Source organism: Pseudarthrobacter sp. MEB009 (genome assembly GCF_030208875.1).
In the GTDB taxonomy this organism is placed as follows: Bacteria; Actinomycetota; Actinomycetes; order Actinomycetales; family Micrococcaceae; genus Arthrobacter.
Map to the genome: position 1 here is coordinate 164,697 of NZ_JARVTC010000015.1, position 12,691 is coordinate 177,387.

Annotated in this window: 14 protein-coding genes; 6 read left to right on the top strand and 8 right to left on the bottom strand. The window is 60.1% G+C overall.

All coding sequences use genetic code 11. The features are described 5' to 3' along the window. The first annotated feature begins 263 nt into the window (after nucleotides 1–263). On the top strand, nucleotides 264–1,793 hold the full coding sequence (locus tag QRN07_RS16145) for an APC family permease (protein ID WP_285241574.1): 1,530 nt from the start codon (nucleotides 264–266) through the stop codon (nucleotides 1,791–1,793). Nucleotides 1,794–1,887: 94 nt separating this feature from the next. Here the strand turns inward: QRN07_RS16145 and QRN07_RS16150 are convergent, their stop codons facing one another. From QRN07_RS16150 to QRN07_RS16185, 8 genes are read right to left on the bottom strand one after another with little or no spacing between them, the layout of a single operon-like run. Continuing rightward, nucleotides 1,888–2,832, bottom strand: a complete 945-nt coding sequence (locus QRN07_RS16150; RefSeq protein WP_285241575.1) for a zinc-binding dehydrogenase — start codon at nucleotides 2,830–2,832, stop codon at nucleotides 1,888–1,890. Nucleotides 2,833–2,869: 37 nt separating this feature from the next. Further along, nucleotides 2,870–3,088 carry a hypothetical protein gene (locus QRN07_RS16155; protein ID WP_285241576.1) on the bottom strand — a complete coding sequence of 73 codons (219 nt, stop codon included), beginning with the start codon at nucleotides 3,086–3,088 and terminating at the stop codon, nucleotides 2,870–2,872. Between the two features lie 12 nt (nucleotides 3,089–3,100). Continuing rightward, the gene (locus QRN07_RS16160; protein WP_039240871.1) at nucleotides 3,101–3,415 is read right to left on the bottom strand and encodes a putative quinol monooxygenase; all 315 of its coding nucleotides are present in this window, start codon (nucleotides 3,413–3,415) and stop codon (nucleotides 3,101–3,103) included. 2 nt (nucleotides 3,416–3,417) lie between these two features. After that, nucleotides 3,418–4,248: an N-acyl homoserine lactonase family protein gene (locus QRN07_RS16165; RefSeq protein ID WP_285241577.1), complete on the bottom strand. Its 831-nt coding sequence runs from the start codon at nucleotides 4,246–4,248 to the stop codon at nucleotides 3,418–3,420. Next, the gene (locus QRN07_RS16170) at nucleotides 4,235–4,669 is read right to left on the bottom strand and encodes a carboxymuconolactone decarboxylase family protein (protein ID WP_285241578.1); all 435 of its coding nucleotides are present in this window, start codon (nucleotides 4,667–4,669) and stop codon (nucleotides 4,235–4,237) included. The genes QRN07_RS16165 and QRN07_RS16170 overlap by 14 nt, the downstream gene beginning before the upstream one ends. A 28-nt stretch (nucleotides 4,670–4,697) precedes the next feature. Then, entirely contained in the window at nucleotides 4,698–5,609 is a 912-nt protein-coding gene (locus QRN07_RS16175; protein WP_285241579.1) for an NAD(P)-dependent oxidoreductase, read from the bottom strand. Further along, nucleotides 5,603–6,355, bottom strand: coding sequence for an SDR family oxidoreductase (locus QRN07_RS16180; RefSeq protein ID WP_285241580.1), 753 nt, complete (start codon nucleotides 6,353–6,355; stop codon nucleotides 5,603–5,605). Before QRN07_RS16180 ends, QRN07_RS16175 begins: the two co-directional genes overlap by 7 nt. Further along, complete coding sequence (locus QRN07_RS16185) at nucleotides 6,352–7,470, bottom strand: alcohol dehydrogenase catalytic domain-containing protein (protein ID WP_285241581.1); 1,119 nt, start codon at nucleotides 7,468–7,470, stop codon at nucleotides 6,352–6,354. Before QRN07_RS16185 ends, QRN07_RS16180 begins: the two co-directional genes overlap by 4 nt. Nucleotides 7,471–7,621: 151 nt before the next feature. Here QRN07_RS16185 and QRN07_RS16190 point away from each other — a divergent pair, with 151 nt between their 5' ends. From QRN07_RS16190 to QRN07_RS16210, 5 genes are all read left to right on the top strand, one after another. After that, nucleotides 7,622–8,299: a GntR family transcriptional regulator gene (locus tag QRN07_RS16190; protein ID WP_285241582.1), complete on the top strand. Its 678-nt coding sequence runs from the start codon at nucleotides 7,622–7,624 to the stop codon at nucleotides 8,297–8,299. A 176-nt stretch (nucleotides 8,300–8,475) separates the two neighbouring features. Then, nucleotides 8,476–9,801 (top strand): MFS transporter, encoded by a 1,326-nt coding sequence (locus QRN07_RS16195; protein ID WP_285241583.1) that lies wholly within the window; start codon nucleotides 8,476–8,478, stop codon nucleotides 9,799–9,801. Between the two features lie 82 nt (nucleotides 9,802–9,883). Further along, nucleotides 9,884–10,294 (top strand): hypothetical protein, encoded by a 411-nt coding sequence (locus tag QRN07_RS16200; protein ID WP_285241584.1) that lies wholly within the window; start codon nucleotides 9,884–9,886, stop codon nucleotides 10,292–10,294. Next, on the top strand, nucleotides 10,281–11,195 hold the full coding sequence (locus tag QRN07_RS16205; RefSeq protein ID WP_285241585.1) for an alpha/beta fold hydrolase: 915 nt from the start codon (nucleotides 10,281–10,283) through the stop codon (nucleotides 11,193–11,195). The genes QRN07_RS16200 and QRN07_RS16205 overlap by 14 nt, the downstream gene beginning before the upstream one ends. Further along, the gene (locus QRN07_RS16210; RefSeq protein WP_285241586.1) at nucleotides 11,188–12,681 is read left to right on the top strand and encodes an NAD-dependent succinate-semialdehyde dehydrogenase; all 1,494 of its coding nucleotides are present in this window, start codon (nucleotides 11,188–11,190) and stop codon (nucleotides 12,679–12,681) included. Before QRN07_RS16205 ends, QRN07_RS16210 begins: the two co-directional genes overlap by 8 nt. The last annotated feature ends 10 nt before the right edge of the window (nucleotides 12,682–12,691 follow it).

Here is a 12,691-nt window from a genome sequence, read left to right on the forward strand (position 1 = left end):
CCTATTGCGTCAACTGTGACCCATCCCTCATACTTCAAATATGAAAGATGAATGTGTTTCATTCTTTCACAATGTCGCAGACGCAGCGATGTCAGCCCGAATACTTGTGCTCTGCCACCCTCCTCTGTGCGGCGACCCCTCCACAGCAGATGGCCAGCGCGACGCGGCCCCACCCGTCTCAATTCAACGACGGTATCCGCACCCTCCCAATGTTCTTTGGCGTGCTCCCCAACAGTGCGTCAAAATTTGAAGAAGGACCCCCCATGGCAACTTCCAGTGCCCTTTCCGCGTCATCTGAACAGACAGAAGTCCATCGCCTCAAGTCCGGTTCCCTCGGACTTGTAGGCATTCTTCTGCTGGCTTTCTCCAGCGCAGCCCCCCTGGTGGGCTGCTTGGGCAACATTCCGCTTGCGGTCGCCTTCGGCAACGGTGTCGGAGCTCCAGCCGGATTCATCGTCGCAATGGGCGTACTTCTCTGCTTCGCCGTCGGCTATGTAGCAATGACGCGACGACTCAGCGCAACCGGCGGCTTTTACAGCTTTATCAGCAACGGTCTGAGTAAACCGCTCGGGCTGGCATCAGGGCTTTCCCTGATGCTGGGGTACCTCTGCGTCCAGGTGGCGGTGTTGGGGGCCATTGGTTACTTCGGCTCTGCCGCCCTGAAGCAGTCCTTCGGGATAGACGTGCCGTGGCTTGTCATCGCAGGTATCGCGCTGGTCCTCGCTGCTGTGGCATCGTACTTCGGCGTCGAACTCTCGGCTAAGGTTCTCGGTGTCCTGTTCATCGGCGAAATTATCATTCTTGCCATCGTCAATGGCGCTATCTTCATGAACGGTGGGCCAGAGGGCGTAAGCCTCGAACCGATCAACCCCATCAACGCCTTCGGTGGAATAGCCCCAGGCATCGGCATCTTCTTCGCCTTCTGGTCCTGGCTCGGATTCGAAGTCGTACCCAACTACGCCGAAGAATCCAAGAACCCCAGGAAGCTCGTGCCGCTGGCAACCTACCTCGCGGTCATTGGCATCGGCCTCATTCTGTTCGTCACGGCCTGGGCAACAATCACGGGTTTCGGAACCGGCAAAGTGGTGGATGAGACTACTGGCCTGTTGGGTCAGTCCTATATCTCGCTCGCCCAGACTTACGTTGGAGCGTGGGCGGCCGATTGCATCAACTGGCTTGTGATTACCGGATGCTTTGCCTCGATCCTGGCGTTCCACCAAACCGTTTCACGCTACATCTACGCAATCGCGCGGGAGGGCGTTCTGTTTCCCAGCAAACTGGGCCACACGCATCCCCGCTACGGAAGCCCCCACCACGCAGCAGTTGCAACGTTCTTCGGAGCGGGCCTTATCCTTGCGCTGTTCACTGCCTTCTACTTCGCCGCCACTTCGGCGCAGGAATTTGCAGGCAATGACTTCAATACCGCGGCGTACTCCGAAGTATTCGGCTGGTTTGCCATTGCCTGCACTTTCTGGGTCATGCTCAACCAAATTCTGTGCTCCATCGCCACCATCCGCTACCACCGGCTTCCCGCCCACCGAGTTCATGCGCACTGGTGGCGGACCGGCGTAGCTCCTGCAATCGGCGCTCTTGGACTGGCCGGCGCCCTCTACCTGCTGTGGTCAAACCTCAGCCACCTCGGTGGTGACATCATCTGGGTCAGCCTCATTCCATGGTTCTGCATCGCGTGGTTCGTCTTCAGTCTCCTTATTGCTTTCTGGCTTAGGTCCAAGAGGCCGGCAGCTTACGAAGGACTCGGCCGCGTGCTCTCAACGACCGCAGATGATGCCTAGCCGGGCGTAAATCTCCTCAACGCCAAGAATGCCGCCCCAAGCAATTGGGGCGGCATTCTTGGCGTGCTCTGGATCAAGCCAGACGGGGATGTAGTCAGCTCCTTAGTGTGAGGATCAGCTTTCCGCCGACAGCGCGGTTCCCCAACCGGTCAAGAGCGATAGCCATGTCATCCCAAGGCAGGACTTGGGCAACGTGCGGGGTGAGCTTACCTTTCACCATGAGGTCCAGGAGCGTTGCCAGGTCTCGTCCGAAAGGAAGAGGATCAAAGAACAGCTCGAAACCCAGGATCTTGACCAGAGCCCCGTTGTAAACATCACGGACATTGAAGCTACTTGGCTCGTCTGACGAATTGCCAAAGGCAACCAACCGGCCCCGCGAATCCAGCATGGACAGTGCGCGGCCAAGGACTTGGCCGCCCACTGACTCGATGATCACGTCAAAACGATCGCGGGCTTGCTCGATGTCGGTTATCACGTGTTTGGCGCCGATGGCCTTGAGCGCATCGGCGTTCGTGCCCGTGGAGACCAGCGCCGTAACCATGGCTCCTGCTTGTGCGGAAAGTTGAACAGCGAACTGGCCAACACCGCCGGAGGCGCCGGTGACCAGGACGTGGTCACCGAGGCCCACAGCCCCGAGCCGCAATGTGCGCAAAGCCGTGAGTGCGGCGGTGGGCAACGCTGCGGCCTCAGCGAACGTTATCTCTTCAGGAATGGCGGCAATCGAGTCCCGGCGCACGGCGACCATCTCTGCCCAGGCGCCATGTTCCACTATTCCGAGAACTCTGGCGCCGGCCGTCAGCTCGTCACTGATGTCCTCCAGAAGGACTCCGGCGAAATCCCAGCCGGGGATGACGCCTGCGGGTGCACTGCGAAGTGCACGCATCTCGCCTCGGTTGAGGGAAATGGCATGAACCTCAACCAGCACTTCATCAGGACGTGCTGAGGGGGTAGGGACGTCCTGAACATCGATTCGCCCGGGCGCCTCAAGGCTGACGGCCAGTGCACGCATCGTCGACTTTGAGGATTGGGAGTACTTCATAGTTCCTCCAGAACTGACTTTGTTGGGCGAAGGTTTACTAAGCCGGCGTGACGACGACACCTTCCCGGTAGTCGAAAGCCTTGCGCTGGTGCGTGGTGTCGGAGACGACCCAGATGACAGTGCAGTCCTCGGTGATCGCGTCGACTGTCGCCGGGTATTGCTCGCCAACGGATTCCAGAACCTGGACGGTCTGGGCAGGCCGAAGCCCGGACCAGTTCTGACTGATCCGGGCTTCGGTGGTGGAGGCTGTTTCCATCCTCGTGCCTTCCTAAGGAGCTTCTGCGGGGCTGTTGGCAGTGACATAGGTGGAAACGGTCCGCGCTTCGAGCTCCGGGATGATGTGGACAGCCCCGATGGTGAGGAAATGTTGCGTCTGTCGATGCAGATCAAAGTCCTCGGCAGTGTGGTAGCTCTCCAGGATGACAATCTTCCTGTCATCTTCGACTCCACGGAAGAATTCGTAGGAGATATTTCCGGGTTCTTCACGGGTTTGCGCTGCCATTTTCGCCAAATGTCCGAGAACCTCTTCCGTGGTTCCTGGTTTGGTTCTGTATCTGGCAACGACATTGAAAGTGCTGGTCATGATTACTCCTTTGGGTCTTGGTGGATTGCGCCGATGGCTACGCCGGCCCCGACGGGGAGTTCCTGACAGGGACGGAATCGTGCCAGAACGTCCGGATCATGGCCCGCGACGACGGTGATCCCGCGTTGACGCGCTTCTTCACGTATGAACGAGAATGCCTCATACATGGCCGGCAGATCGCTGATTGCAGTAAAGGGCATGTCGCGCTCCAACTCCTCGTAGAAGTGGACAGCGTCAGAGGCCAAAAGAACGTCGCCCTCCGAAGTCGGGACGTAGACAACTGCCTGTCCGGGTGTGTGCCCGCCGACTTCGACCAGTCTGATTCCCGGAGCCGGTGACGTTTCGCCCGAAAACATTTTGAGGCGCCCCTGGGTTTCGGCCAAGCGAAGCTGGTCTATTTCACCGTCTTCAGCGTAGAAGGAGAACTGGACGTGTCCAGCTGTGGGCGAGGTCCAGAACCGGTATTCAGCTTCGGCAATGTGGATCCGGGCGTTCGGGAACAGGTCAAGGTTTCCGATGTGGTCGTAATGGCCATGGGTCACTATGACGTCACCGACATCGTTCGGGTCAATGCCCAGGTGGGCAAGGGCATCGGCGGGGTGCAGCAGCAGGGTCCGGCCGCGCCGGCGGCCTGCTTCTTCGCCGAAGCCTGTGTCCACAACAAGGGTGCCTTCTGGCCCTTGAAGGATCCAGAAGTAGTAGTCAACGGTGGCCGGTCCGTCGTCTTCCCCGTACAAACAATAGTTAAGGTAGACGTCGCTGCGTTCAGTGGCCCGGGTGCCGACGCGAACGACGACAACCCGGTAGCCGCCGTCGTTCTTAGCCGGCGCCATTGCCGCCCTCGTGAACTTCCACGGACGGTTCGAGTCCGTCGGCTCCCACAACTTCCCGCCATGCTTCGAATCCGGCCTGGAACGCAACGACGCCGGCCTCCGGAAGCGAAATCTCGATTGCTTCCAGGATTTCGGTGGGCGTCAGGCCGAGGTCAAGCGCCACGCGGATGTGGGACTGAATGTGTCCCTTGGATGCGCGCATGACTGTGAGGCTGACAATGAAGATGAGTTCCTTGGTCCTACGGTCCAGGGTGCGCTCATCCAAATAGGCGGCGGAGACCACATGGTTGGCCGCCTGAAGTACGGGAAAATCGTGTTTGGCCATTACTTTGTGGTAATCGAGGACGTATCCGCGTTTGCGCGCCATGTCGTCGATGTATGTCTGGGCCTCGGCGGTCTGGTCGTTCAGATCAATGGTCATACTGGTGTCCTTCCGGATGGTGCGGCGATCAGCTGGTGCGCAGCGGTGTGCCGTTGAGTTTTTCGTAGTATCGGGCAAATTCGGTGTGGTCCGGATTGTCACTGTCCAAGAGCTCCCGCGCTTTCTCGGCGGTTTCCTGTGCGGTGAGGACGATCGGCGCCTCAGCGGACTGCTGGGAAATGAGGTTTTTGGCAATTTTCAGGTCTTTGAGCATCAAGTCCATGGCAAAGCCGGAATCAAAACTTCCAGTCAGGATGTGGCGGGGATACTTGAACTCTGACGCCTGGCTGCGGCCCGTCGAGCCATTGATGACCTCCAGCATCTTCTCCGGTGCAATTCCAGCCGTTGCGGCCACCGTCAGAATTTCCGCGGCGGCGGCGAGGTTGGTGGCTGACAGCAGGTTGTTCAGCGCTTTGGCTGCGTGTCCCGTCCCTGGGGGCCCGACATGGGTGATGGACTCGCCGAGGTTACGAAGATGCCGTTTGGCGCGTTCGACGGCGGTGCTGTCGCCACCGACCATGATGGCCAGCTTCCCGGTCAGGGCCTTGGCGACACCACCGGACACCGGTGCATCGACGTAATCGATGTCGAGGGCAGCGGCCTCAGCAGCAAGGGCTGCGGTGCTTTCGGGTTCGGAGGAGCTCATGTCGATGATCAACGTTCCAGCCGTCAGACGCTTCAGGAGTCCCGGACTGGTGCGCAGGACCGACTCGATGATCCGGCTGTTGGGGAGCATGAGGATCACGGTCCCCACATGGGACGGGATGTTCTCGAGGTCCGGCAGAGCGGTGCCGTTAGTCGCCGCAGCCACCTCTGCGGCGACCACCGGATTCGTGTCGTAAACGAACAGCTCGCGGCCGGGGGAGTAGTTGATGGCCATCGGCCGGCCCATGTTCCCGAGCCCTACAAAAAGGGACGCGTGAGTATCGGGGATTACCATGTTGACGTTCCTCCGTCGATAGTGAGCACAGACCCTGTAGCGAAACTGGACTCTTTGGCTGCCAGCCAGACGATGGCTTCGGCAACTTCTTCAGGACGCCCCATACGATGCATGGGCGAACGGCCATTGAGGGAGTCAACGAGCTCTTGCGGTTCTGCTGACTCGGCAATCATCTTGTCGAAGTAGGGCGAGTTGATAGTTCCCGGAGCCACGGCATTGACGCGAATGCCTTGATCCACGTGGTCCAGCGCCATGGCGCGGGTGAGCGCGGATACACCGCCTTTGGAGGCCACATATGCAGCTCGGTCGCGGATGCCAACGTTGGCTGTATAGGAGGAAGTGTTGACGATCCTGCCGTCACCGGTCTTCGCTAGTTCCGGAATGGCGTATTTTGAACAGAGGTACACGCCTTTGAGATTGACGGACATGAGGCGGTCCCAGTTTTCTTCGTCGATTTCCAGCACGTTCCCGGGGAATCCAAACCCCGCGTTATTACAGAGCACATCAATGCCTCCGAAGTTGTCCACAACAGTCTTGATCATCGAGCGGACGCTGGCCGAGTCGCTGACATCGACGGTGACTGCAAGTGCCTTGGCGCCGGCCTCGTCGGCAACTTCCCGGGCCGCCGCTTCGTTCTTGTCGGCGATGACCACGTTGGCGCCGAGGTCAGCGAATCGCAGGGCGGCTGCCCTACCGATACCGCTGCCGGCGCCAGTGACTATGACGGTTTGGTCAGTGAAATTCACGAGGCGTTTCCTTTGAGGTCAATGATCTGACGGATGACTTTGCCTTCGCGGAGTTCATCCATGGCGTGATTGATGTCGTCCAGGGCGATAGTGCCGGAGATGAGCTTTTCCACTGGCAGGACGCCATCCAAGTACATTTGGGCATAGCGGGCGATGTCCTCGGAGGGAATGCCGGAGCCCATGTAGGAGCCGATGATCTGGCGGGCTTCAACAACCAGGCTCAACGGCGAGATTTCGAGTCGTGCTTCGGGCCGGGGAAGCCCGACTGTTACCGTGCGGCCGCCTGGTTTGGTCATATCGATGGCACCGGAGAGCGCGGCGGGATTTCCCACACATTCGATCACGGCGTCGAACTTCAGACCTGCGGCTGCTGCGTCGGCAGGTGTGTAGGCGGCAGTCGCACCAATCTCCAGGGACGTTTCCAGCTTGGATGGAAGCATGTCGATGGCAACCACTTCTCCTGCGCCCGCAGCTATGGCCACTAGCGCCGCGGCCAGGCCAACGCCGCCCATGCCAACAATTGCAACAGACTCGCCAGGCCGGACTTTAGCCGCATTGATGACCGCGCCGCCGCCCGTGAGGACGGCGCAACCGAGGAGAGCGCCGACGTCCGCCGGTACGCCTTCGGGCAGCGGAACGACAGAATGCTTGTCCACGACGGCGTACTCGGCAAACGCCGAAACTCCACCGTGGTGGTCCAGGGGCTGGCCGTTGATTCGCAGACGTCGCTCTCCGTGGAGCAGCGTTCCTTCCGCGTTGGCCTTGGTGCCTTCGAGGCATAGCGCCCACCCGCTGGAAGTACAGGCAGTACATTCACCGCAGCGGGGCATAAAGGTCATCGTGACGCGCTGTCCGATCTTGAGATCGTCACAGTCTTCGCCGAGTTCCTCGATGATCCCTGAGCCTTCGTGGCCAAGGACCATGGGTACTGCGCACACGCGCACACCGCTGACGCGCGAGAGGTCCGAGTGGCAGACTCCTGCCGCTTCCATGCGGATAAGGACTTCGCCTCGGCCCGGTGCGTCGAGGGTCAACTCAGCCACATTGATGGGAGTGGTTTCCCCCCAGGGCGTTGATGCCCCGATGGTTTCCAGAACTGCTCCTCTGAACTTCATCGTTCTCCTCAAGTCGCCGCCGTCACCGGCGGAATCATTCTCCGTGAGCTGCATTTGCGCTAATCCAGTATTACAGTAATACCTACAAGCGTGTCCAGTCCCACAATCAGTGTCATCGCGTATGATGGTGAAACCCTTTAGAAGGAATGCCATGACTATTGACGCCATCCGCAGAACAGCTGCGCCGCTTCGCACGGAAGTGGTCAACGCGCTGCGTCGAGCCATCGTTGCCCAGGAATTCGCGCCGGGGGACCGCCTCGTCGAGACGGTGATGTGCGAGAAGTACTCCGTGAGCCGGACGGTGATCCGTGAAGCCCTCAGGCAGCTAGAGTCCGAGGGGCTCGTAACGATGGTCCCGAATCGAGGCCCTGAAGTTGCCACGCTCAGCATTCACGACGCGGAAAGCCTGTATGAAGTACGCCGTGCCCTCGAGTCCCTGGCCGGCAGCCTTTTCGCGGAAAGGGCGAGTGACGCGCAGTGTACTGAGCTGGTTTCCAGGCTTGGCGAAGTTAAGGTGGCAGTGGCCTCAGGGGACCCTGAAAGACGCTTGGCTGCTAAGGATCGCTACTACGACGTGCTGCTTGATGGCACCGGAAACGCGGAGATTGCGCGGATGTTGCGAAGCGTGAATGCCCGGACTCAGATGCTCCGGACGCTCTCCCTGGCGGCTCCTGGCCGTGATGCCCGAACCATCGCAGAGATCACCCGGATCACAGCTGCGGCAGCCGTCAACCGGGATCCCGACGAGGCCCGCTTGGCCTGCGAAGAACATGTTCGCAATGCTGCGGAAGCGGCCCTGGGGGAGATGCGCAAGCTTCACGCCAGCTGAGTCCGACCCCTCCAAGCTCCGGTTCGCCCATGGTGAACCGGAGCTTTTGTTTTGCCTCATAGCGAGTTGACGTGGATCACATGCGCGTTCTAAGCTCGTAACACCGTAATACGGTCTTATGACATTCCAGTATGAACTGGATCCCCCCAACTCTCTGTTTCGAAAGGTTGAGCGTAATGGGCGCATCATCCGCGACACTGGCGTCGCCGCCTTCACCGGCGAAGGTCGCCATGGCCAGTTTCATTGGCACCACGATCGAGTGGTACGACTACTACATCTTTGGCGCTGCCACTGTTTTGGTGCTCAACAGCCAGTTCTTCCCTACTTTGGACCCGTTTGCCGGCACTCTGGCTTCGTTCGCCACTTTCGCGGTGGCTTTTATCGCCCGTCCCTTCGGTGGTGCGTTCTTTGGGCACTTCGGTGACAAGATCGGCCGGAAGAAGATGCTCGTTTGGTCTGTACTGGCCATGGGATTGGGCACGCTCGTGGTGGGGTTGCTCCCCAACTACGCCACCATCGGTATCTGGGCTCCGATTCTGCTCGTGGTCTGCCGGTTCCTGCAGGGCTTCGCAGTCGGCGGGGAATGGGGCGGCGCTGTGCTCATGTCCCTGGAACATGCACCAGCCAACAAGCGGGCCTTCTTTGCCAGCTTCCCCCAGGCCGGCGTACCTGCCGGCACCGTCCTCTCCAGCGGCACCTTTGCGCTGATTGCACTCATGCCGCAGGACCAGCTTCTGTCGTGGGGCTGGCGAATCCCGTTCATTGCTTCCATCCTGCTGGTCATCGTTGGCCTGTGGATCCGACTCAAAGTCACCGAATCGCCTGAGTTCCTGGAAATCCAGGAGAAGAACGAAGTCCCCAAGGTGCCGGCGTTTGAAGTCTTCAAGCACCACAAGCGCTCACTCATGCACGGCATTCTCTGCGGTTTCGCGCCAAACTTCACGTTCTACATCGCAACCGTGTTCCTGGTCAGCTACGGCCCCAAGCAGCTTGGCATACCTTCAAGCACGATCTTCGTCGCACTGATGATTGCCGCCTCCCTTCAGGTGTTTACCTTGCCGTTCTTCGCCACCTTCGCGGATAAATACAGCCAGAAGAAGGTGCTTCTGACGGGCTGCGTTCTGGTCGCCGTCGGCGCCTTCCCGGTCTTCGCCCTCTTTAGCACTGGAACCTTCTGGGGTATTCTGCTGGCGCTCGTCATCGCGCTGCCGCTTCTTCACGGCGTCTCTTACGGGGTAATTTCCGGTTTCACGGCAGAACTCTTCCCCACGGAAGTTCGCTACACCGGCACCTCCCTTGCATACCAACTCGGCGGCATCGTCACATCAGCACCAGTGCCGATCATCGCAACCCTGCTGATTCAGCAGTACCAATCAAGCGACGCAGTCGCTTGGTACATGGTCATCTCCGCAGTCCTCGGCTTCATCGCCATCGTCACCGCGAAGACCATCAAGCACAAGAAGGCCAGTGACACCGTTCGCGTGGACGAACTGAGCATCTGATCCTTCGTGGTGCAGGGCCGGAGACGTCTCCGGCCTTGCACCACAGCACTCTGAGTCCGTTACCGAGCGCAGAAAGAAGCTCATGACTTCAACCAACAACACACTCCCTGTCATATCGGACGTGTGGTTCACTCATCTCGCCAACGCGGTGCACGCTGACCGTGAGCTCCAGGTCATTGGCAAATACAGCGACTTCTGGCTTGACGCCGTCTCACCAGGTAACTGGCGCGTTGTCCTGAATTTCCAAAATTCCAGCCTCATTCCTACGCCTTGGAAAGACCTGCCGGCGGACCACATCGCCATATCCGCTTCCCCAACCGGCTGGGGACAGATCTTCGACCCCAACCCCAAACCTTTGCTGCATGACCTGCTCGCGCTCGGAAAGAACAGCCCGGATGTAGCGCTCGGTGGGTCCGACGTCGAACTCGTCCGCAATTTGAGGGTCCTTGCACGTCTCGTGGATCTCGGAAAGGCACTCCATGTCCAGCACTGACACACCTGCAGCCAGCTTCGAAGATGTGGTTGGCCGCTACGTGAACCTGCGTTCGTCAGGCCGCGATCAGCGCATCTACTTCGAAGAAGCCGGCAGCGGACCGGTCCTCCTTTGCCTGCATACTGCCGGCGCTGATTCGCGCCAATTCCGGCACCTGCTTAATGACCCGGAGATCACCAGTCGGTTCCGAGTGGTGGCATTCGACCTTCCCTGGCACGGGCGATCCCTCCCACCGGAGGGCTGGTGGGAAGAAGAATACCTGCTCACCGCTGACGCCTATGTCGCAGTTGTCCGAGACTTTGCGGCGGCCCTGAATATAGAGCAACCAACAGTTATCGGTTGCTCCATGGCCGGGTCCCTTGTGTTGGAACTGGCCCGCAGGCACGCCGATGAAATCGGGGCAGTCATAGGGTTGTCGGGAGCGCTCAAGGTCAACGGGCGCTTCCAGGACTGGTCCCTTCGGCCGGACGTCAACGCCCAACAGTCTGTCCCCACCTGGACATCGAGCCTGATGGCACCGCAAAGCCCAGAGGTATCCCGCCGCGAAGTCTGGTGGATCTACAGCCAGGGCGGCCCCGGTATTTACCGTGGTGACACCTACTTCTACTCCCAGGACTTGGACCTCCGAGGCAGAGGACATGAGATCGACACCAGGGCGTGCCCGGTGTACCTCCTCACGGGTGAATACGATCACGCCTGCACTCCTGCAGACACGGCAGATGCCATCGCCGAGATCCCGGGCGCGAAGGGCGGTGCCATGAAAGACATCGGGCACTTCCCAATGGCGGAGAACTACCCGCTGTTCAAAACATACCTCCTGCCGATCCTCGAAGAACTCCACCCGGACGTGGCCAGTAAAGACCTTGATTCCCTTGCCTTGGAAGGAACCCACCATGCCTGAAACGGCTACTGTCACCCCTGAACTTGAGCGCCTTCTGCTCTCGACTATCCCCACCGGCCTGCTGATCAATGGCCAGTGGCGCGATGCCAGCGGCGGCGGGACGTTCGCCGTCGAGGACCCCGCAACGGGAAAGAAGCTCCTGGAGATCGCGGACGCCACCAGCGCCGACGCCATGGCGGCACTGGATGCTGCTGACGCGGTGCAAGCGTCCTGGGCGCGGACTGCCCCTCGCGTCCGGGCAGAGATCCTCCGACGCGGCTTTGAACTTGTGACCGAACGGGCCGAAGACTTCGCTCTGCTGATGACCCTGGAGATGGGTAAGCCCTTGGCTGAGGCACGCGGCGAAGTGACCTACGGAGCGGAGTTCCTGCGGTGGTTCTCGGAGGAAACGGTCCGCGATTACGGCCGCTACCTGACGTCCCCTGAGGGGAAGAACAAGATCCTGGTTCAGCGCAAGCCCGTGGGGCCATGCCTGCTGATCACACCGTGGAACTTCCCGCTGGCGATGGCCACCCGAAAGGTGGCCCCTGCCATTGCTGCCGGCTGCACTATGGTCCTCAAGCCAGCCAAGTTCACGCCGCTGACGTCGCTGTTGTTCGCCCAGGTGATGCAGGAGGCGGGTCTTCCCGCAGGCGTACTGAACGTCGTCGCTTCATCATCCGCGTCAGCAATCTCGGGTCCCCTGATGAAGGACTCGCGCCTCCGGAAGGTGTCCTTTACGGGCTCGACGCCGGTCGGCCGACGGTTGCTCGCGGATGCGTCCCACAATGTGCTGCGGACGTCGATGGAGTTGGGCGGCAACGCGCCGTTCATCGTGTTCGAGGACGCTGACGTGGACAAGGCAGTCCAGGGCGCGATGGCAGCGAAGATGCGCAACATGGGCGAAGCATGCACCGCAGCCAACCGTTTCCTGGTGCACGAATCGGTCGCAGAAGATTTCACCTCGAAGTTTGCCGCGGCCATGGGTTCACTGACGCTGGGCCGAGGCACTGACCCGGGTACCGCCGTCGGGCCCATCATTGATGGTGGTGCCCGCAAGGACATCCACGCTCTGGTCACCGAAGCAGTAGCGCAAGGAGCCACCGTGGCAACAGGCGGCGCACCGCGCGACGGCGCGGGCTACTTCTATCCGCCGACTGTTCTGGCAAGCGTCCCGCACGATGCAACGATTCTGTCCAGCGAGATTTTTGGTCCCGTTGCTCCGGTCACCACCTTCCGCACTGAGGAAGAAGCCATCCGCCTGGCAAATTCCTCCGAGTACGGACTGGCTTCCTACCTCTTCAGCCGCGATCACGCGCGGATGCTCCGCGTAGCAGAACAGATCGAGTTCGGCATGGTCGGTTTCAACAGCGGCATGATCTCCAATGCGGCCGCTCCGTTCGGTGGCGTGAAGCAGTCCGGACTCGGCAGGGAAGGCGGAGCCGAAGGCCTCGGTGAATACACCACCGCCCAGTACATCGCCATCCCCGACCCGTACGCGGACTAACACGGTGCCC